11 protein-coding genes are annotated in these 19,502 nt (G+C 65.1%); 2 read left to right on the top strand and 9 right to left on the bottom strand.

The annotated features are described in order from the left end of the window. Window positions 1–2: 2 nt before the first annotated feature. From glgB to ACM43_RS18525, 3 genes are read right to left on the bottom strand one after another with little or no spacing between them, the layout of a single operon-like run. Complete coding sequence (gene glgB / locus ACM43_RS18535) at window positions 3–2,141, bottom strand: 1,4-alpha-glucan branching protein GlgB (protein ID WP_271541988.1); 2,139 nt, start codon at window positions 2,139–2,141, stop codon at window positions 3–5. Continuing rightward, complete coding sequence (treS, locus tag ACM43_RS18530; protein ID WP_271541986.1) at window positions 2,134–5,427, bottom strand: maltose alpha-D-glucosyltransferase; 3,294 nt, start codon at window positions 5,425–5,427, stop codon at window positions 2,134–2,136. Before treS ends, glgB begins: the two co-directional genes overlap by 8 nt. Before the next feature lie 11 nt (window positions 5,428–5,438). Beyond that, the gene (locus ACM43_RS18525) at window positions 5,439–7,385 is read right to left on the bottom strand and encodes a maltotransferase domain-containing protein (RefSeq protein WP_271541984.1); all 1,947 of its coding nucleotides are present in this window, start codon (window positions 7,383–7,385) and stop codon (window positions 5,439–5,441) included. 204 nt (window positions 7,386–7,589) lie between these two features. On the opposite strand from ACM43_RS18525, the gene malQ reads away from it, so the two are divergent. Continuing rightward, window positions 7,590–9,551 carry a 4-alpha-glucanotransferase gene (gene malQ / locus ACM43_RS18520; RefSeq protein WP_271541982.1) on the top strand — a complete coding sequence of 654 codons (1,962 nt, stop codon included), beginning with the start codon at window positions 7,590–7,592 and terminating at the stop codon, window positions 9,549–9,551. Between the two features lie 30 nt (window positions 9,552–9,581). Next, the gene (locus ACM43_RS18515; RefSeq protein ID WP_271541980.1) at window positions 9,582–11,384 is read left to right on the top strand and encodes a glycoside hydrolase family 15 protein; all 1,803 of its coding nucleotides are present in this window, start codon (window positions 9,582–9,584) and stop codon (window positions 11,382–11,384) included. A gap of 205 nt (window positions 11,385–11,589) precedes the next feature. On the opposite strand, the gene ACM43_RS18510 is transcribed toward ACM43_RS18515, so the two are convergent. The 6 genes from ACM43_RS18510 to ACM43_RS18485 are packed head-to-tail and all read right to left on the bottom strand — an operon-like array spanning window position 11,590 to window position 19,079. Beyond that, window positions 11,590–12,402: an HAD family hydrolase gene (locus ACM43_RS18510; RefSeq protein WP_271541978.1), complete on the bottom strand. Its 813-nt coding sequence runs from the start codon at window positions 12,400–12,402 to the stop codon at window positions 11,590–11,592. Continuing rightward, entirely contained in the window at window positions 12,399–12,905 is a 507-nt protein-coding gene (locus tag ACM43_RS18505) for a gluconokinase (protein WP_050991915.1), read from the bottom strand. The genes ACM43_RS18510 and ACM43_RS18505 overlap by 4 nt, the downstream gene beginning before the upstream one ends. Window positions 12,906–12,927: 22 nt before the next feature. Beyond that, window positions 12,928–13,677 (bottom strand): 6-phosphogluconolactonase, encoded by a 750-nt coding sequence (gene pgl / locus ACM43_RS18500; RefSeq protein WP_271542123.1) that lies wholly within the window; start codon window positions 13,675–13,677, stop codon window positions 12,928–12,930. After that, window positions 13,677–15,188, bottom strand: coding sequence for a glucose-6-phosphate dehydrogenase (gene zwf / locus ACM43_RS18495; RefSeq protein WP_271541974.1), 1,512 nt, complete (start codon window positions 15,186–15,188; stop codon window positions 13,677–13,679). The genes pgl and zwf overlap by 1 nt, the downstream gene beginning before the upstream one ends. Before the next feature lie 29 nt (window positions 15,189–15,217). Then, window positions 15,218–16,216: a phosphogluconate dehydrogenase (NAD(+)-dependent, decarboxylating) gene (gnd, locus tag ACM43_RS18490; protein ID WP_271541972.1), complete on the bottom strand. Its 999-nt coding sequence runs from the start codon at window positions 16,214–16,216 to the stop codon at window positions 15,218–15,220. Window positions 16,217–16,229: 13 nt separating this feature from the next. Next, the gene (locus ACM43_RS18485; protein WP_271541970.1) at window positions 16,230–19,079 is read right to left on the bottom strand and encodes a bifunctional transaldolase/phosoglucose isomerase; all 2,850 of its coding nucleotides are present in this window, start codon (window positions 19,077–19,079) and stop codon (window positions 16,230–16,232) included. Between the last annotated feature and the right edge of the window lie 423 nt (window positions 19,080–19,502).

The following is a 19,502-nucleotide window of genomic DNA, read 5'->3' as shown; positions in this document are numbered from 1 at the left end:
GATCAGCCTTCCGGAACGAGGAAGATCGCAGCCAGCGGCGGAATGGTGAGGCGCAGCTCGCCGCCCTCGGCATGGACTTCGCCGACATTACCGACATTGCTGCCGCCGTAATGGGCGGAATCGGAGTTGAGAACTTCCTTCCACTTGCCGCCGAAGGGCACGCGAACGCGATAGTTCTGGTAGACGTTGGGCGAGAAGTTGACGATGACGAGACACCGCGCGTGCTCGTCGAATCCCTTGCGCAGCCAGGCGAAGACATTGCGGTTGGCATCATCGGTGATCAGCCATTCGAAGCCGGCCTGCTCGCAATCCATCTGGTGCAGCGCCGGAACCGCGCGATAGAGCCGGTTGAGGTCGCGGATCAAGGCCTGGACGCCGGAATGGACCTTGTATTCGAGCAGGTGCCAGTCGAGCGAATGGTCGTGATTCCATTCGCGGCTCTGCGCGATCTCGGCGCCCATGAACAGGAGCTTCTTGCCGGGATGACCGAACATGAAGCTGTAATAGGCGCGCAAATTGGCAAAGCGCTGCCACTCGTCGCCGGGCATGCGGCCGAGGATCGAACGCTTGCCGTGCACGACCTCGTCATGCGACAGCGGCAGGATGAAATTCTCCGAGAACGCATAGTGCAGGCCGAACAGGATCTCGCCGTGGTGATGCTTGCGGTGGATCGGATCCTTGCTGATGTAGTTCAGCGTGTCGTGCATCCAGCCCATGTTCCACTTGTAGCCGAAGCCGAGCCCGCCGAACTCGACCGGCCGCGAGACTTGGGGCCAGGCGGTGGACTCTTCCGCGGCAGTCGTCGCCTGCGGGAAGCGGGCAAACACTTCCGTGTTGAAGCGGCGCAGGAAGTTGATCGCCTCGATGTTCTCCCGCCCGCCATATTGGTTCGGGATCCAGGCGTCGGGCGGCCGGCTGTAGTCGAGATAGAGCATGGACGCGACCGCATCGACGCGCAGGCCGTCGATGGCGTAACGCTCCATCCAGAACAGCGCATTCGACACCAGGAAGTTCGTCACTTCGGTGCGGCCGTAATTGTAGATCAGCGTGCCCCAGTCGAGATGGCGGCCCTGGAGCGGGTTGGCGTGCTCGTAGAGCGCGGTGCCGTCGAAATGGCCGAGCCCGTGGGGATCGTCGGGGAAGTGACCCGGCACCCAGTCGAGCAGCACGCCGATGCCTTCGCGGTGGCAGGCATCGATCAGGGCGGCAAAATCCTCAGGGCTGCCGAAACGGCTGGTCGGCGCATAGAGGCCGGTCGGCTGATAGCCCCAGGAGCCGTCGAACGGATGCTCGCTCACGGGCAGGAATTCGAGATGGGTGAAGCCCATGTCGCGGGCATAGGCCGGCAGCTGCTCGGCCAGCTCGCGATAGGTCAGCCATTCATTGTTGTCCTTGCGCCGCCACGAGCCGAGATGCACCTCGTAGATCGACATCGGCGCCGACAATGCGTTGATGCCTTCGGGCGCCGGGCGCGGTCGCGGCAGGCGCGCCTCGTCGAACACGATCGAAGCCGTCTTCGGCCGCAGCTCGCTGGCAAATGCCATCGGATCGGATTTCAGCGGCAGCAGATGACCATGCGGTCCGACGATTTCGAACTTGTAGTGATCGCCGGCCTTCGCATGCGGGATGAACAATTCCCAATAGCCGCTGCCGCGCACCCGCATCGGATGGCGCCGCCCGTCCCAGAAGTTGAAGTCGCCGACCACGGAGACGCGCCGCGCGTTCGGCGCCAGCACGACGAAGCCGATGCCGTCGACGCCCTCGAGCCGCATCGGATGCGCGCCGAGCTTGTCGTAGAGGCGCTGATGGGTGCCTTCGCCGAGCAAATAGAGGTCGAAATCGGTTAGGATCGGCGGAAAACGGTAGGCATCCTCGAACTCGACCACGTCGTTGCCGAACTTCGCGCGCAGCTGGTAGTGCTTCGAGCCGTTGGGCAGGGCGCCGATGAACAGGCCGGAATCGTGGACGCGATCGAGCGGCGCGACCTCGCCGTGGTCGCCGACCGCCTCGACATTGGTGGCCTCGGGCAGAAACGCGCGGACAACGCTCTTTCCGCCCTCGGGATGCAGCCCGAGATAGTGGAAGGGGTCGGAGTGGCGGCCTTCGATGATCGCGTAGGCTTCTGCAGGCAGTTTAGGCATGGGCTTCGCTCTCGGCACTTGACAGAATGCGAAGCAGTCCGGTCAGCGGCGCATGCAGCCCCTCAGGCCGCCGGGACAGCTCGTACTCTACGTCGTGGAACGCTCGATCCAGCAGGAAAAATCTCAACAGGCCTTCCGTGCAGGACCGATCGTCCGGCCACAGCCTCCGATCGGTCATGGCTTCGCGGTAGGCGGACAGGAAGGTCGCGGTGGCGCGCTCGCGCCATTCGGCGAGGGCGGCCGCGAGCCGGTCCTGCTCGTCGGAAGCGCCCGTGAGCGCGCGGCTCAGCGCCACGTTCACAGAAAGGTCGATGGAATGGATCAGGCCGGCGACGTCGCGCGCGGCCGGCGCCTTGCGGCGCTTGTTGGCCAGAGGCACACGCGGATCGCCGTCGAAGTCGATGATGAAGATATCGTCCTTCACGATCAGAGTTTGCCCGAGCCGGAAGTCGCCATGATGACGGATGTTCAACCCGCCGATCTCGGATGGCAAGAGCGCATTGAGGTGGTCGAACAGGTCGGCGCGTGCGGCGATGAGCCGGTCAATCAGGGGCCGGTCAGTCTCCCGCAGCCCGTCGCGGCTGTCGGCAAGCAGCTCGAGAATCCGCTCGGCCCGTGCCTTGAGGTCGGAGAGCGCAGCCTTGATCTGGGCGGAGTCGATCGGCTCCGGGGCGAGATCGGCGGGCTCTGCCGCGGCGAGAGCGACATGCAGCTCGGCGAGCCGCCGGCCGATCTGCGCGATGAAATGCAGATAGGGCGCCTGCTCCTGGGTCTCGCGCGGCATCTCATCGGCCGGCGCCACGCGCTGCTCGTCGATATAGCGGTCGAGATATCCGGTCGTCACGGTCCAGCCGTCGCCCTGGTTCTCGACATAGGCATGCAGCACGCCGAGCGCGCTGCGCTGGTTGCCGTCGACCAGCTCGACGCTGCCGAGCAGCGCCGGCGTATTCGCAAAGCGGGCGACCTCGGTGAGATAGTAGCCGATCTCGATCTCGGGGCTGATGCCGCTTTCCAGCCGCCGATAGATCTTGGCAACGTACTTGTTGTCGACCAGCGCGGTGCTGTTCGACTGTTCGATGGCGCGGATGCGTTCGGGCTCCTTGATGGTGTAGTCGGCGAAACGGCTGGTCGCCTTGAACTCGAGCCGCAGATTGTTCTCGTCCACGACCAAGTTTTGCGACAGCCCTCGCAAGAACAGACCGATGAAGATCTGCTCGGTCGCGACGTCGAGGAGCGTGCCTTCGCGTGCGCCCTGGCGGACGGCGGCGAGCGCCTTCGGGTTGAAGCGCTCGCGGTCGAAGCGCACCCATTCGATCTGCATGGGCATCACGTACCGCGTCGTCACCTCGTCGCGCGTCGTCTCGAAGAACGCGATCCAGGGTCTGTTGTCGCCGATGTCGCTGAACGGTACCGCGGAGGTCAGCGTGGTCCGGATGTGCTTGGGATTGTTCTCGGGATACCAGCGCGTCCGCGACAGGAAGCCCGGCAGCACGTCGCGCTCGAACACGCCGCGCTCGCGGGCGAGCGAGACCCAGTTCGAGTTCACCGGCACGACCAGCGTCTCGAATTCAGGCACCGCGCGCGGCACCACCGGCTCGGATTTGTCGCGCTCCAGAAGCTGGAACCAGTAGAAGCCGTAGGGCCCCAGCGTGATCATGTAGGGCAATTCGCCGATCGCGGGAAAGCGCGTGCGGCCGAGCATCTCCTGCGGGATGCGGTCCTTCCACGGCGACAGGTCGAGCTCGGTCGCCTGCGCGGCGCGCGACAGATTGGCGACGCAGAGGATCACCTCGTCCCGGTATTGCCGGACATAGGCCAGCACGGCCCGGTTGGCCGGGCGGATGAAGGTCATGGTGCCGCGGCCGAAGGCGAGCGTCGACTTGCGTACCGAGATCAGCCGCTTGGTGGCGCTGAGCAGCGAGGACAGGCTGCGCGACTGCGCCTCCACGTTCACGGATTCATAGCCGTAAACGGGATCCATGATCAGCGGCGCGTAGAGGCGGGCGGGGTCGCAGCGCGAGAAGCCGCCGTTGCGGTCCGGGCTCCACTGCATCGGCGTGCGGACGCCGTTGCGGTCGCCGAGATAGATGTTGTCGCCCATCCCGATCTCGTCGCCGTAATAGATGATCGGCGTGCCCGGGAACGACAGCAGCAGCGAGTTCATCAGCTCGATCTTGCGCCGGTCGTTGTCCATCAGCGGCGCAAGGCGCCGGCGGATGCCGACATTGATGCGCGCGCGGGGATCGTTGGCGTAGGTGGTCCAGAGATAGTCGCGCTCGACGTCCGTGACCATCTCCAACGTCAGCTCGTCGTGATTGCGCAGGAACAGCGCCCATTGGCAGCTTGCCGGAATGTCGGGCGTCTGGCGCAGGATGTCGGTGATCGGGAAGCGGTCCTCCTGCGCGATCGCCATGTAGATGCGCGGCATCAAGGGGAAATGGTAGGCCATGTGGCACTCGTCGCCACGGCCGAAATATTCCTGCACGTCCTCCGGCCATTGATTGGCCTCGGCCAGCAGCAGCTTGCCCTTGGAATACGCGTCCAGCTCCTGGCGCAGGCGCTTGATGATCGCATGCGTCTCGGGCAGGTTCTCGTTCGAGGTGCCCTCGCGCTCGCACAGATAGGGAATGGCATCCAGCCGGAAGCCGTCGACGCCGGCATCGAGCCAGCGCTTCATCACCTGGATGATGGCGCTGACCACGCGCGGATTGTCGAAATTGAGGTCGGGCTGGTGCGAGAAGAAGCGGTGCCAGTAGAACGCGCCGGCCTCCGGATCCCAAGTCCAGTTCGACTTCTCCGTGTCGGTGAAGATGATGCGTGTGCCCTGATATTTCTGGTCGGTGTCGCTCCAGACATACCAGTTGCGCGCGCTCGAGCCCGGATGGCTGCGCCGCGCGCGCTTGAACCATTTGTGCTGGTCCGAGGTGTGGTTGACGACGAGCTCGGTGATGACGCGCAGGCCGCGCTTCTGCGCTTCCTGAATGAAGCGCTTGAAATCCTTCATCGTCCCGAAATCGGGATTGACCGCGCCGTAATCGGCGATGTCGTAGCCGTCGTCGCGGCCGGGCGAGGGATAGAACGGCAGCAGCCACAGCGCGGTGACGCCGAGCTCCTGCAGATAGGGCAGCCGCTCGGTCAGCCCGGCGAAGTCGCCGATGCCGTCATTGTTGCTGTCGGCGAAGGCTTTGACGTGGAGCTGGTAGATGATGGCGTCCTTGTACCAGAGCTCATCTACGACCTCGGCAGCCTCAGCCTTCTTGGTATCGACGGAAGACAGAACATTCATGGCGTGACCCCTTACGCCAGGCAGCGGAACAGAAGTGCCGGATCGCGGTCGGGATCGATACGCAACTTGATGCCGCCCCATTCGATGCGTGACTGTTCGCCGGTGAGGAGGTTTTCGAGTGTCGTCACATGGTGACGCCGCCCGCCGGCGTCAACGGTGAGACCGCCGAGCGGCAGCCAGCATTCTCGCTCACGGCGCGACAGCGCGATCACGACGACGACAATGTTGGCCGGATCGGCCGCCTCCTTGGCGAAGGCGATCGTCTCGCCGTCCTCGATGGCGAGGAAGCGCAAATTCGCGGTTTGCTGGAGCGCCGCGTTCTCGTTGCGGATGCGGTTGAGCGCGGCGATGTAAGGTTTGATGTTGCCCGACTTGTCCCAGTCGCGCTGCCTGATCTGGTACTTCTCGGAATCCAGATATTCTTCGCGTCCGGGAATGGCGTCGTGCTCCAGCAGCTCGAATCCGCTGTAGATGCCGTAATTGCCTGAGAGCATTGCCGCCAGTGCGATGCGCGACTTGAAGGCCCAGGCCTCTCCGCTCTGGAGGTGAAAGGGCAACAGGTCAGGCGTGTTGACGAACATGTTCGGACGGTAGAAATCGCGTTCGGGATAGCGCGTCATCTCGCCGAGATATTGCTCCAGCTCCCACTTTTCCGTGCGCCAGGGGAAATAGGTGAAGGACTGCGCGAAGCCGAGCTTGGCCAGGCCCTTCATCAGCTTCGGCCGTGCATAGGTCTTGGAGAACAGGATCACGTCGGGATGACGGCGGCTTATATCGCGGATCAGCCACTCCCAGAACGCGAGCGGCGCGGTGTCGTGATTGTCGATGGCAAAGATGGTCACGCCCTTGTCGATCCAGAACAGCATGGCATCGCGAAACGCATTCCACAGCCCGACGCGATCGACCGAATTGAAGTCGGGGATAACGATGTCGGAATAGGGGCCGTCCGCCGTCCGCACCGAACGGTCGGGCCGCCATTTGAACCATTCGGGATGCTGCGTCAGCCAGGGATGATCCGACGAGCACTGCACCGCGAAGTCCAGCGCAAGCTCGAGCCCGTATTCGAGACAGGTGGCGACCAACGCGCGGAAGTCCTCGATCGTGCCGAGCTCCGGATGCAGCGCATCGTGGCCGCCCTCGGCTGAGCCGATCGCATAGGGCGAGCCCGGATCGCCTTCACGGGCCATCGGCGCATTGTTGCGGCCCTTGCGGCTGGTCTTGCCGATCGGGTGAATCGGCGTGAAGTAGAGCACGTCAAAGCCCATCGCGGCGATGTCGGGCACGCGCGCGATGCAATCGCGCAGCGTGCCATGCCGGCCCGGCAATGCGCTCTGGCTGCGCGGCATCATCTGATACCAGGTGCTGAAGCGCGCCTTGTCGCGGTCCGCGGTCAGCGGGAAGAATGGCGAACGCGTCAGGTCCGGCCGCGACTGGCTCTCGGCCATGGCTTCGCCGAGCTCGGTTGCGAGCAGCGAGGTGATGTCGCCGTTCTTCAAATAGTCCTCGCACTGCCTGATGATGATAGCTGCGGCGTCCTGCCGCGCGCCATGCGCCTTGGTCAAAAGCCCGGCGCCCTCGATCGCATCGAGGCTGACATCGGCCCCGGTGCGCCGCTTTCGCGCGGCGGCGTGCGACCATGTGGCGAACTCGTCGGTCCAGGCTTCGATCGCGTAGACATATTGGCCGGGCTCGGGGGGCGTGAACGCGCCGGACCAGCGGTCATTGCCGTGATGGGTCATCGGCTCGCTCCGCCATTCGCGCTCCTGCTCTCCTCGCCAGATCAGCGCGGCTGAGATCACGGCCTCACCATCGCGGTAGATGTCGGCCCAGATCTCAACCGGCTCGCCCGCGATCCGCTTCACGGCGAAACGGCCGCCGTCGATCGCGGGATAGACGTCCTCGATCAGGAAAGCGCTGCTGGCCGCGGCACTCTCGACAGTTTGAATTGTCTTGTTCACGGTGATGCCATTGACAAGAAAGCAGGAGCCCGTTTCCCTTGTCGGGAACCCACGCTTGGTACCATGATAGAAAGCCGCTTGTGTGTCATTGGTTCCCTTGGGAACGGCAAGCGCAGTTTGCGAGTTACCCCTGACTAACCTCTTCCGCGATCTCGTTATTCTCGATGCCCCTGGCCAATTAATGGCCTGCAAGCTGCGTGCCGAATGGATCTTTTAGCTCAAGCCCGGATCAAGGGCGTTCAATCCGAATTCATCGACGCCCTCGGCAAACTGCGGGTCACCGCGCCCGAGGCCCTCAAATCCATCCTCGACGCCCTGCCGGAGAAGCGGGTCTATCGCTTCGTCAGCGGGCCGGTCGTGGTCCGTGCGCTCGGACGCCCGCGCACGGAATTGGCGTCGGTTGGCGCGCCGCCGCTGCAATGGAAAATCGCTGGCAATGGCAATGTGATCGCGGCAGGCGAGACGCGGGAGCCCGTGATCGCCTGGCCCGCGGGCCTGGCGCTCGGGTATCACCGCCTGACGCTGACCGATGCCGAAGGTGTGAGCGAAGACGTGCCGATGATCGTGGCCCCCGAGCGCTGCTTCGGTGGCGATTTCGACCGCGGCTGGCTGCTCGCCGTGCAGCTCTACAGCGTCCGCTCCGACCGCAATTGGGGCATCGGCGATTTCACCGATCTCGCTGGCCTCGTCCGGCTCGCCAAGCAGCTCGGGGCCGACGGCGTCGGGCTCAATCCGCTGCATGTCCTGTTCGACGATCACCCGGCCGATTGCAGCCCCTATTCGCCGAACAGCCGGCTTTTCCTCAACCCGCTCTATATCGACGTGGAGGCTATCCCTGAATTCTCGGCCGACCTCGTGCCCGACGCGGCCGCGACGGCGGCCCGTCTGCGCGAGGGCGACCGCGTCCCTTATGCCGACATGGCGGCGCTGAAATGGCTGGGCCTGCGCGCCGCCTTTAACAGCTTCGTGACAAGCGCGAGCGCGGCGCGTCGCAAGGCGTTTGACGCCTTCCGTGCGGAGCGCGCGCCGCTGTTGTCCCGCTTTGCCTGTTTCGAGGTGCTGCGGCACCGTTTCACCGGCCCCTGGTGGGAATGGCCGGCGGAATGGCAGCAGCCGGACGAGGCGAAATGCGCCGAGCTGCGTAATGGCGCGGATAGGCGCGAGGTCGAGTTCGTCGAATTCGTGCAATGGACGGCCGATAGCCAGCTGCATGCAGCCAAGGCGCTCGCCGGCCAGCTCGGCATGCGGGTCGGGCTCTATCTCGACGTCGCCGTCGGCGTGCAGTCCAACGGCTTCGATGCCTGGAACGAGCAGACGGCGATCTCGCGTCATCTCGCGGTCGGCGCGCCGCCCGACGTGCTCAACACGATCGGCCAGGATTGGGGCCTTGCCGGCTTCAATGCCGGTGGGCTGGAAGCGCAATCCTTCGTCCCGTTCGCCGACATGCTCGCGGCCTCGATGCGCCATGCCGGCGCGATCAGGCTCGATCACGTGCTCGGTCTGAAACGGCTCTATCTCGTGCCGCGCGGCTTCAAGCCCGACAACGGCGCCTATGTGCAGATGCCGTTCGAGGCGCTATTGGCCGCCGTAGCGCGCGAGAGCGCAGCCCACAAATGCATCGTGATCGGCGAGGACCTCGGCACCGTGCCGGAAGGTTTCCGCGAGATGATGCAGGATTTCGGCATCTGGTCCTATCTCGTCATGATGTTCGAGCGCGACGATGCCGGCCATTTCCGCAATGTCGACCATTACCGGCCCAATGCGCTGGTGACGCTGAACACCCATGATCTGTCGACCTATGCCGGCTGGCGCTCCTTCAGCGATCTCAAGATGAAGCGCTCGCTCGGGCTCGATCCCGGCGAGAACGACCAGGCGCGATGGGATGCGCTCGGCGGGCTCGACGAGATCCTGCGCCAGAACGGCATCAGCGCCAACGATCTCTACTCTGTGCTGGCCTTCCTGTCGCGCACGCCCTCCCGGCTGCTCGCGGTGTCGATGGAGGATCTGCTCGGCGTGATCGACCAGCCCAACATTCCCGGCACGATCGACGAGCATCCGAACTGGCGCCAGCGCCTTCCGGTCGCGCTCGACAAGATCGCGTCCAAGATCGATCTCGCAGCTTTGAAGGCTGCGACGCGGGAACGTTCATTGCCCGGCGGGAATTGAACCGCCGGGACTTGCCAGGCGCGCACGACATTGGCTCAGAGGATCGAGGACTATGCGCTGATCGGCGATTGCGAGACCGCGGCGCTGGTCGGGCGCAACGGCTCGATCGACTGGCTGTGCTGGCCCGCCTTCGATTCCGACGCCTGCTTTGCCGCCATCCTCGGCACCCACAAGAATGGCCGCTGGCTGATCGCGCCGAGCGAGAACGCGACCCGCATTTCGCGGCGCTATGTCGGCCATACCCTCGTCCTCGAGACGCGCTTCGAGACGAAGAGCGGCACCGTCGCGCTGATCGATTTCATGCCGCTGCGCGGCAAGGCGTCGGACATCGTGCGGCTGGTCCGCGGCATCGGTGGCACCGTGAAGATGAGGATGGAGCTCGTCATCCGCTTCGGCTTCGGCGCGGATATTCCCTGGGTGCGGCGGATCGACCATTCCTTGATGGCCATCGCCGGCCAGGACATGACGGTGCTGCGCACGCCGGTCGAGACCCGCGGCGAGGATCTGACCACCGTCTCGGACTTCGAGGTGAAGGAAGGCGAGACCGTGCCATTCGTGCTGACTTACGGTCCCTCGCATCTCGACCCGCCTGCGCCGATCGATGCGGAGCTGGCGCTTCAGGAGACCGAAAAATTCTGGGAGGACTGGTGCGGCCATTGCACCCGTGACGGCGACTATCAGGAGCTGGTCCTGCGCTCGCTGATCACGCTGAAGGCGCTGACCTTCGCGCCGACCGGCGGCATCGTCGCGGCACCCACCACCTCCTTGCCGGAGAAGCTCGGAGGCAGCAGGAACTGGGACTATCGCTTCTGCTGGCTGCGCGATGCCACCTTCACGCTGCTGGCGCTGATGAACTCGGGCTACACCGAGGAAGCCCTGGCCTGGCACAATTGGCTGCTGCGCGCCGCGGCCGGCTCGCCCGCGAACATGCAGATCATGTACGGCATCTGGGGCCAGCGGCGCCTCCTGGAATGGGAGGCGGGCTGGCTCGACGGTTACGAGGGTGCGCAGCCGGTGCGCGTCGGCAATGCCGCCCACGCGCAGCTCCAGCTCGATGTCTACGGCGAGTTGATCGACGCCTTCCACCAGTCGCGCATGGCGAGGCTCAAGCTCGACGACGAGACGACCTGGGCGCTGGAATGCGCCGTGCTCAACCATCTTGCCGAAGTCTGGGATCGGCCCGACCACGGCATCTGGGAGCGGCGCGGCCAGCCCAAGCACTACGTGTTCTCCAAGGTGATGACCTGGGTCGCCTTCGACCGCGGCATCAAGAGCGCCGAGACCTTCGGCTTCAAGGCGCCGCTCCTGCACTGGCGCGCGCTACGCGATGCCATCCATCGCGATGTCTGCAACAGGGGATTCGATGCGGAGGCAAATGCGTTCGTCGAGTCCTACGGCTCGAAGATGCTCGACGCCAGCGTGCTGTTGCTGCCCGCCGTCGGCTTCCTGCCGGCGGACGACCCGCGCATCCGCGGCACCATCGCCGCGGCCGAAAAATGCCTGATGCGCGACGGTTTCGTGCTGCGGCACGACCCGCGCGAGCTGCCCCCGGACCAGCCGCCGCTCGAAGGCGCCTTCCTGGCCTGTACTCTATGGCTCGCCGATGCCTATGTGCTGTCGGGCGATCTCGACAAGGCGCAAGTTCTGCTTGACCGCGTAGTCGGCATCGCCAACGACGTCGGGCTACTGGCCGAAGAATACGATTCCGTGGCCCGCCGCCAGACCGGCAATTTCCCGCAGGCCCTGACCCACATCGCGCTGATCAACACGGCGCACAATTTGTCGGCGGCAAGGCAAGGCAGCGAGAAGCCGGCGGTGCAGCGGTCGAAGTAGCAAGCGCCGTCAGGCGCTTTTGCCCCCACGAGCACGGTGCGCTCCCTCGCCCGCTTGCGGGAGAGGGTTGGGGAGAGGGTGTCTCCGCAATGGGATAGCCCCCTAGAGGAGAAAGCCCTCACCCGCGCCTTCGGCGCGACCTCTCCCGCAAGCGGGAGAGGTTGCACCGAGCCCGTGGCAATCGATTCAATCTAAGCCATTCCGCTCAGCCAACCCCATTCCGCGTCAAGATCATCTCCATCGCCTCGGCAAAGCCGTCCTGCTCATTGGTCGCAGTGACATGCGTCGCCTCGTCCTTGACGTTGTCGGCGGCGTTGCCCATGGCGATCGAGGTGCCGCTGACGCGGAACATCGCGAGGTCGTTCTGCATGTCGCCGATGGTGGCGACCGCGTCGGTCGAGATGCCCAAGCGCTTGGCCATCGCTTGCACGAACGTGCCCTTGTTGAAGCCGGGCGGGGTGATGTCGAGATAATAGGTCTGCGAGCGCACCGCGGTGGCCTCGCTGCCGAGGGCTTCCTGCATCACCTTCTCGCACGCCTCGAGCCGGGCGGCGTCGGCGCTGGCGCCGACGATCTTGCAGGCGCTGGCAAGGTAGGACGAGAAGTCAGTCACGATCGTCGGATCCGAGCGGATCGTGTGCTGCTCGTGCGCGACGTAGCTGCCGCTGGGATTGTCGATCAGCCATTTGTCGGTGGTGAACAGCCAGATGTCGGCGCCGTAGTCGCGCAGGATCTGCAAGGTGCGCTCGGCCGCGCGCGCGGGAATCAGGTGCTGCTCGACCGCCCGCATCTCGGGATCGACGATCGAGGAGCCGTTGAACGGCCCAACCGGCAGCCACAGCGCCAGCGGCTCGATCAAGAAGCGCATGCCGATCGCCGGACGGCTGGAGGTGATGGTGAAACCGATGCCGGCCTGGTGCATCCGCTGCACGGCGTTCTTCGCGCGCTCCGTCAGCGTTTTGTCCCTGGTCAGCAGCGTGCCGTCGACGTCGGAGACCACGAGTGAGATTTGGGTCATGGCAGAACCTTGGGTGTTGCGCCGCCCAGTTTGAGCTGCCGCACGATGCCGTCCACGATCGCCTCGACGGTCTCGTCGATCGAGACGGTGATGACGTGCTCGCCCGGCTCCGGCGGCTCCAGCGTCTCGAACTGGCTGGCGAGCAGTCCGGGCGGCATGAAATGTCCCTTGCGCTGCGCCAGCCGCTCGGCGATCAGCTCCTTCGTGCCCTTCAGGAACACGAAGCGGACGTCGTCGCGTCCGCGCAGCAGCACGTCGCGATAGACGTGCTTCAGCGCCGAGCAGGCGATGATGACGTGCTCGCCGCGGCCGCAGACCCGCGCGATTTCGTCGGCGATGGCATTCAGCCAGGGCCAGCGGTCTTCGTCGGTGAGGGGATGTCCGGCCCGCATCTTCTCGACATTGCTGGCGGGATGGAAGCTGTCGCCGTCCTCGAAGCGCCAGCCGAGGCGCTCGCCGAGCGCCTTCGCGACCGTGCTCTTGCCCGAGCCCGACACGCCCATCACGATCAATGCACAAGGTGCTTCAGCGCGGCCCACGAATGTCCTCCGGAAGCGCGGCCTTGTCGACCAGCCAGACGGTCTCGCCGTTCGAGCGCGCGCGTAGGGCCGGCAGATTCTCGCCATTGCAGAGGCGCGTCAAGATCGGCCGCTTGTCTTGCCCGGCAATCTCGAACAGCATTTCGCGGCAGGAGGCCAAGACGGGCAGGGTGAGCGAGACCCGCGGCACGAACGGCGCTACGTTCGCCTTGGGCACGCCGACGACCCAGCGTCGGGTCTCCTCAATCTCGGGGTAACCGGGAAACAGCGAGGCGGTGTGGCCGTCCGGTCCTGCGCCCATCAGGACGAGATCGAACAGCGGACGTGCCGGATCGAGCTGGTCTCCAGCATAGAAGTCCTGCAGCTCACGCGCATAGGCTTCCGCAGCGGCATCGGGATTGTCGGCTGTGGTCGGGATCGGGTGAATATGGCCGGCGGGCGCGTGGCGATCGAGAAAGGTCGCGCGCGCGACCGCCATGTTGTTGAGGGGATCGCTTTCGGCCACGAAGCGTTCGTCGCCGATGAACCAGTGCACGCGCTCCCACGGAATCCTGCCGCGCCAGGCCTCGCTGCCGAGCAACTGATACAGCTTCCTCGGGCTGGAGCCGCCGGTGAGGCAGATCGCGATGCGGCCGGCATTAGCTGCGATCCGCGCCATCACGCGTTCAGCCGCGGCGCGGGCGAGAGCTTCGGCATCGGCCTCGATGATCAGCTTCGGCTGCTCGGCCGGAGCCATCACGAGTACTTCCGCCAGCTTCGGCCGTCGCGCCGGAGCAGCTCGTCGGCGCAGGCAGGGCCGTCGCTGCCGGCTTCATAGGTTTCGATGCCGTTGCTGCCCGCGCTCTTCCAGGCGTCCAGGAACGGCTGCACCGCCTGCCAGCCGGCCTCGATGCCGTCGGCGCGCTGGAACAGGATGTTGTCGCCGATCATGCAGTCGTAGATCAGCGTCTCATAGCCGGTCGAGGGATCGGCGCGAAAATAGTCGCCATAGCGGAACTTCATCTCGACGCCGTCGATGGTGATGCTCGGCCCCGGGATCTTGGCGTTGAACTGCAGCTCGATGGTCTCAGTCGGGGCGATGCCGATGGTGAGGAAGTTCTGAGAAAGGCGGTCGACGTCCGTACCCGAAAACATCGACAGCGGCGCCTGCTTGAACTTGATCGCGACTTCGGTGCGCTTGTGGCCGAGCGCCTTGCCGGTGCGCAAGTAGAACGGCACGCCGGCCCAGCGCCAATTGTCGATCATCAGCTTGAGCGCAACAAAGGTCTCGGTGGTGCTGTCTGGCTTGACGTCCGCGGTCTTGCGATAGTCCGTGATCTCGTCGTCGCCGCTGCGACCCGCGAGATATTGCGCGCGCACCGAATTCTTCAGTGCGTCCTCCCGGCTGGGCAGCTGGATCGATGTCAGCACGTCCGCCTTCTCGGAACGCACAGAGTGCGCATCGAAGCGGGCGGGAGGCTCCATCGCGACCAGCGACATCAGCTGGAACAGGTGGTTGGGCACCATGTCGCGCAGCGCGCCGGTGGCATCGTAGAAGCCGCCGCGGTGGCCGACCCCGAGCTTCTCTTCCACGGTGATCTGGATGTGATCGATGTGGTTGCGATTCCAGATCGGCTCGAACATGCCGTTGGCAAAGCGCAGCACCAGGATGTTCTGCACCGTTTCCTTGCCGAGATAATGATCGATCCGGTAGATCTGGTGCTCGTCCATGATCTTCAAGAGTTCGGCATTCAGCGCGCGGGCCGAGGCGAGGTCGGTGCCGAACGGCTTTTCGATCACGAGCCGCCGCCAGGCGCCGTTCTCCTTCATCATGCCGGTGCGGCCGAGCTCCCGCGCGGTCGGCGCGAACGCAGCGGGCGGCGTCGCCAGATAGAACAGCCGGTTGCCGCCGGTGTCCTGCGCGCATTCCAGCGAATCCAGATGCTCACGCAGGCGGTCGAAGGAGGGCGGGTCCTTTGCGTCGGCCTCGACGAAGGTCACGCATTCCAAAAGCCTCGTCGCGATGTCGTCGTCCACCGGGCGCGTCGCGAATTGCCGCAAGCCCTTCAGAAGGCTGTCGCGCAGCTCCTCATCCGACTGGCCCCTGCGGGCGACGCCGACGACGCAGAACTTTTCCGGCAACAGGTGCTCGGCCGCCAGATTGTAGAGCGAGGGCATCACCAGGCGATGGGTGAGATCGCCGGTGACGCCGAAGATGACGAAGGCGCAATTTTCCGGCTTGCGCTTTGGCTGCGGGTCTTTTGTCACGAATGGTCGGCCTTCGCTTGGTTTACGCGTTACTTCGGCTTCGCCGCGCCCGGCTGCGTCGGCTCCTTGTGCCCGCCGAACCCTGCACGCATCGCCGAGAGAATTTTTTCGGCGAAGGTGTGTTCCTTGCGGGAACGGAAACGTGTGTAGAGCGCCGCGGTCAAAACCTCGGCTGGCACGGCCTCGTCGACCGCGGCATTCACGGTCCAGCGGCCTTCGCCGGAATCCTCCACGAAGCCGGAATATTCCGACAGTTGCGGACTGTCGGCGAGGGCGGTCGAGGTGAGGTCGAGCAGCCAGGACGGAATCACGCTGCCGCGCCGCCACACTTCGGCGATGTCGGCGAGATCGAAATCGTAGCGATGATCCGCCGGCAAGGCCTCGATATTGGCATTCCTGAGGATGTCGAAACCTTCGGCATAGGCCTGCATCAGGCCGTACTCGATGCCGTTGTGGATCATCTTGACGAAATGGCCGGCGCCGACGGGCCCGGCGTGGATGTAGCCTTGCTCGACGCGGGGATCGCGGCCCTCGCGCCCCGGCGTGCGCGGAATGTCGCCGGCGCCCGGCGCGAGCGCCGCAAAGATCGGATCGAGGCGGTCGACCACCTGCTTCTCGCCGCCGATCATCATGCAATAGCCGCGGTCGAGCCCCCAGACGCCGCCTGACGTGCCGACATCGACGTAATGGATGCCGCGCGCCTTCAGCGTCTTGCCGCGGCGGACGTCGTCCTGCCAGAAGGTGTTGCCGCCGTCGATGATGACGTCGCCTTCCTGCATCACGCCGGCGATTGTCTCGATCGTGGTCTCGGTGATGCGTCCTGCCGGCAGCATCACCCAGGCCGTGCGCGGCCGCTCCAGCTTGGCGACGAACTCTTCCAGCGTCGCCGAGCCGACCGCGCCGTCGGCGGCAAGGCCAGCGACGGCCTTGGCGTCCTTGTCGTAGACCACCGTCGAATGCCCGTGGCGCATCAGGCGGCGAACGATGTTGCCGCCCATTCGGCCGAGGCCGATCATGCCGAGTTGCATCTGCGTTATTCCTTTAGTTCAGCGCGTCGTTGAGCGCTGCATTGAGCGCGGCGAGGCCTTTCTTGAGCCCACCCTTCAGGTGCACCCGCAGCGCACGCCGGCCGCGTTCGGTCAGCACGTCGAAATCGCCACGCGCCTGCGCCGCCTTGATCACGCCGAAGCTCGCCTTCTGCCCCGGCACGGGCAGGTCCTTGGCGTCATCGGCGGTGATCTGGAGGAAGACGCCGCTGTCGGGCCCGCCCTTGTAGGCCTGTCCCGTCGAGTGCAGGAAGCGCGGGCCGAACTCGGCGCAGGTCGCGACATGCCGCTTCTCGCGCACCTCTAAGCGCATGGCCTGAAGCGCGTCGATCGTGGCCTTGTCGCGCGCGATGTAGCCGAGCAGGGCGACGTAGTCTCCGTCGCTGGATCGCGACAGATGCGCCTTCAGCCAGGAGCCGAGATCGCCATTGGCGCCGGCGGCGCGCAGCGCCGTGGCATTGGCCTCGTCGGTGTAGAGATCGGCGTCCTTGGTGCTGACCACCGGCTCTTCCGCCGGCAGCTTGCCGGTCTTCTCGAACGCGGCGGTGAGCTCGCGGGTCTTGATCTTGGCTGCTTCCACGTCCGGCTGGTCGAACGGGTTGATGCCGAGAATGCTGCCGGCCACGGCGGTCGCCATCTCGAAGCGGAAGAATTCCTGGCCGAGATGCTCGATCGACTTCATGACGATGCGCACCACGGGGTGACCCGCCGCCTGGATCGCGGCAAGCTGGGAATCGTGTGCGGCGTCCGCTTCGCCTTCGACACGGATGTCGATGAAGAAGCGGTCGTTGCCGTAGACGGAGGGATCGCCCAGCGGCTCGCCCTCGATCGGGATCAGGCCCTTGCCCTCCTTGCCGGTCGATTCCGCGATCAGCTGCTCGGCCCAGGCGCCGAAATCGGCGATCTTCTTCGACGCCAGGATCGTCACCTTGTCGCGGCCTTCGAGTCCCGCGAGACCCATGGCAAGGCCGAGCTGCACGCCCGGGTTTTCGGACGGCGGCACATCGGGGCCACAGGAGCGGGCCATCGCCAGCGCATGCTTGACGAAGCTCTTGACGTCGATGCCCGCGGTCGCCGCCGGCACCAGCCCGAACGGCGAGAGCACCGAATAGCGTCCGCCGATCGAGGGCTCGCCATGGAAGATGCGGGCGTAATGAAGGCTCATCGCCGCCTTCTCCAGCGACGAGCCGGGATCGGTCACCGCGATAAAGCGATGACCGGTCTTCACCTTTGCGCCCACCGCCTTGGCAACCTGCTCATGGAAATAGTCCTTCATCGCGTTCGGCTCGGTGGTGCCGCCGGACTTGCTGGAGACGATGAAGACGGTGTTGGCGATGTCGATCTTCGCCTCCATCGCCCGCACCTGCGCCGGGTCGGTGGAGTCGAGCACGTGCAGCTTGGGGAAGCCGGGCTTCTTGCCGAAGGTCTCGGCCAGCACCTCGGGGCCGAGGCTGGAGCCGCCCATGCCGAGCACGACGGCGTCGGAGAATTTCTGGCCCTTCACGCGGCCCGCATAGTCCTCGTAATCGGCAATGTCGGCCTTGGCTGGACTGTCGAGCCAGCCGAGCCATTTGTCCTCGTCCGCACCGGTCCAGACCGACTTGTCGCGCTGCCACAGCCTGCGGATCTTGGCCGACGCCCGCCATTCCTCCGTGGTCTTGGCCAGCGCCTTGCCGAGCGCCTCGCCCAGCGAGAGCTGCTGGCGGTCGAGTGCGGGCCCGAGCACGACCGCCCGCTTGTGGGCGACGGCGCCGTAGAGCTTGTCGGCGGCATCCGCAAACAGCTTGACGCCGTCCTTGACCAGCTCCTCGGCGATCGCATCGAGCGAGATGCCGGAGCGCTCCAGCTCGTCCAGCACGCGCTTCGCGTCCTCGACGTTCTCCTCCAGGCTGTCGCGCGGCTTGCCGTGGTCGCGGAACGCATCCAGCGTTGCCGGCGGCACGGTGTTGATGGTGTCGGGGCCGATCAGCTCCTCGACATAGAGGACGTCGCTATAGTCCTTGTTCTTGGTGCCGGTGGAGGCCCACAGCATGCGCTGCGGCTTGGCGCCCTTGGCGGCGAGCTTCTCCCAGCGGGGGCCTGCGAACAGGCGCTTGTAGTCCTGGTAGGCGAGCTTGGCATTGGCGATCGCCACTTTGCCCTTGAGCGCGGCGAGCCGCTCCTTCTCGGACGGATCGTTGGCACGGGCGATCTTCTCGTCCAGCTGCTTGTCGACCACCGAATCGATCCGGCTGACGAAGAAGCTGGCGACGCTGGCCACATGCGACGGATCGCCGCCGCCGGCGACGTAGGTCTCGAGACCGGCGATGTAGGCCTCGGCCACCTCGAGATAGACGGCCTTGGAGAACAGCAGCGTGATGTTGATGCTGATGCCCTCGCTGATCAGCTGCTCGATCGCCGGCAGGCCCTCCGGCGTCGCCGGCACCTTCACCATCAGGTTCTTGCGACCGACGTCCTTCCAGAGCCGCCGCGCCTCCGCGATCGTGCCTGATGTGTCCATGGCGAGATAGGGCGAGACCTCCAGGCTGACATAGCCGTCGCCGCCCTTGAGGCGGTCATAGACCGGGCGCAGCACGTCGGCGGCGTTCTGGATGTCCTCGATCGCGACGGCCTCGAACAGGTCGGCCACGGTGCGGTCGCCGCGCTTCAGCGCCTTGCCGATCGGGGCGTCGTATTCGTCCGAGCTGCCGATCGCCTTCTCGAAGATCGACGGGTTGGAGGTGACGCCCTTGACGCCGTCGGTGTCGATCAGCCGCTTCAGGTCGCCCTTGGCGATGAAGCCGCGGGCCAGGAAGTCGAGCCAGACCGCCTGTCCGTGCTTTTCCAGTTCTTTGACGGGATTCATGATGTTTATTATCTCCAAGCCTGCGGACGAGGGTTTTCGCGAAGGTCTGACGCGCTATCCTCTAGCCTACATGCACCCGGGAGGGAACCAATCAAGGGTGCGGGAGTCATACCCTCCAGTGTAACTCCGTCGCGATCATGGCGATCCAGACGGGCAGCTTACTGTTGCGTAAAGGTCGTTCACCATCCGGCTGATCTGAGCGCTTCGCTGCCCAGCGGGCATGTCGTCGTCATCCACTCCTACGCATCCGCGCTCTCCGTATCGACAATGAATTTCTGCCACGGGGATGGCGGAGATCTTGCTCGAAGATTGCCGCGGTCACGAAATGATCGTGCTGAGGCCGGCGCCGGACATGCGAAGAGCTCCGCAGCATCCCAAGCTGGCCGTTACGCAGAGAACGATCGCGTTGTCATCCGTCGGGGT

The organism is Bradyrhizobium sp. CCBAU 45321 (assembly GCF_028128975.1).
GTDB lineage: Bacteria > Pseudomonadota > Alphaproteobacteria > Rhizobiales > Xanthobacteraceae > Bradyrhizobium > Bradyrhizobium yuanmingense.
The sequence above is the reverse complement of the archived record's forward strand: the minus strand, read 5'-3'. Positions and strand labels throughout refer to the sequence as shown.

Bases quoted from the DNA above. Each gene is read 5' to 3' on its own strand.
- glgB (WP_271541988.1), bottom strand. From the start codon at position 2,141: ATGCCTAAACTGCCTGCAGAAGCCTACGCGATCATCGAAGGCCGCCAC.
- treS (WP_271541986.1), bottom strand. From the start codon at position 5,427: ATGAATGTTCTGTCTTCCGTCGATACCAAGAAGGCTGAGGCTGCCGAG.
- malQ (WP_271541982.1), top strand. From the start codon at position 7,590: ATGGATCTTTTAGCTCAAGCCCGGATCAAGGGCGTTCAATCCGAATTC.
- ACM43_RS18510 (WP_271541978.1), bottom strand. From the start codon at position 12,402: ATGACCCAAATCTCACTCGTGGTCTCCGACGTCGACGGCACGCTGCTG.
- ACM43_RS18505 (WP_050991915.1), bottom strand. From the start codon at position 12,905: ATGGGCGTGTCGGGCTCGGGCAAGAGCACGGTCGCGAAGGCGCTCGGC.
- pgl (WP_271542123.1), bottom strand. From the start codon at position 13,677: ATGGCTCCGGCCGAGCAGCCGAAGCTGATCATCGAGGCCGATGCCGAA.
- gnd (WP_271541972.1), bottom strand. From the start codon at position 16,216: ATGCAACTCGGCATGATCGGCCTCGGCCGAATGGGCGGCAACATCGTT.
- ACM43_RS18485 (WP_271541970.1), bottom strand. From the start codon at position 19,079: ATGAATCCCGTCAAAGAACTGGAAAAGCACGGACAGGCGGTCTGGCTC.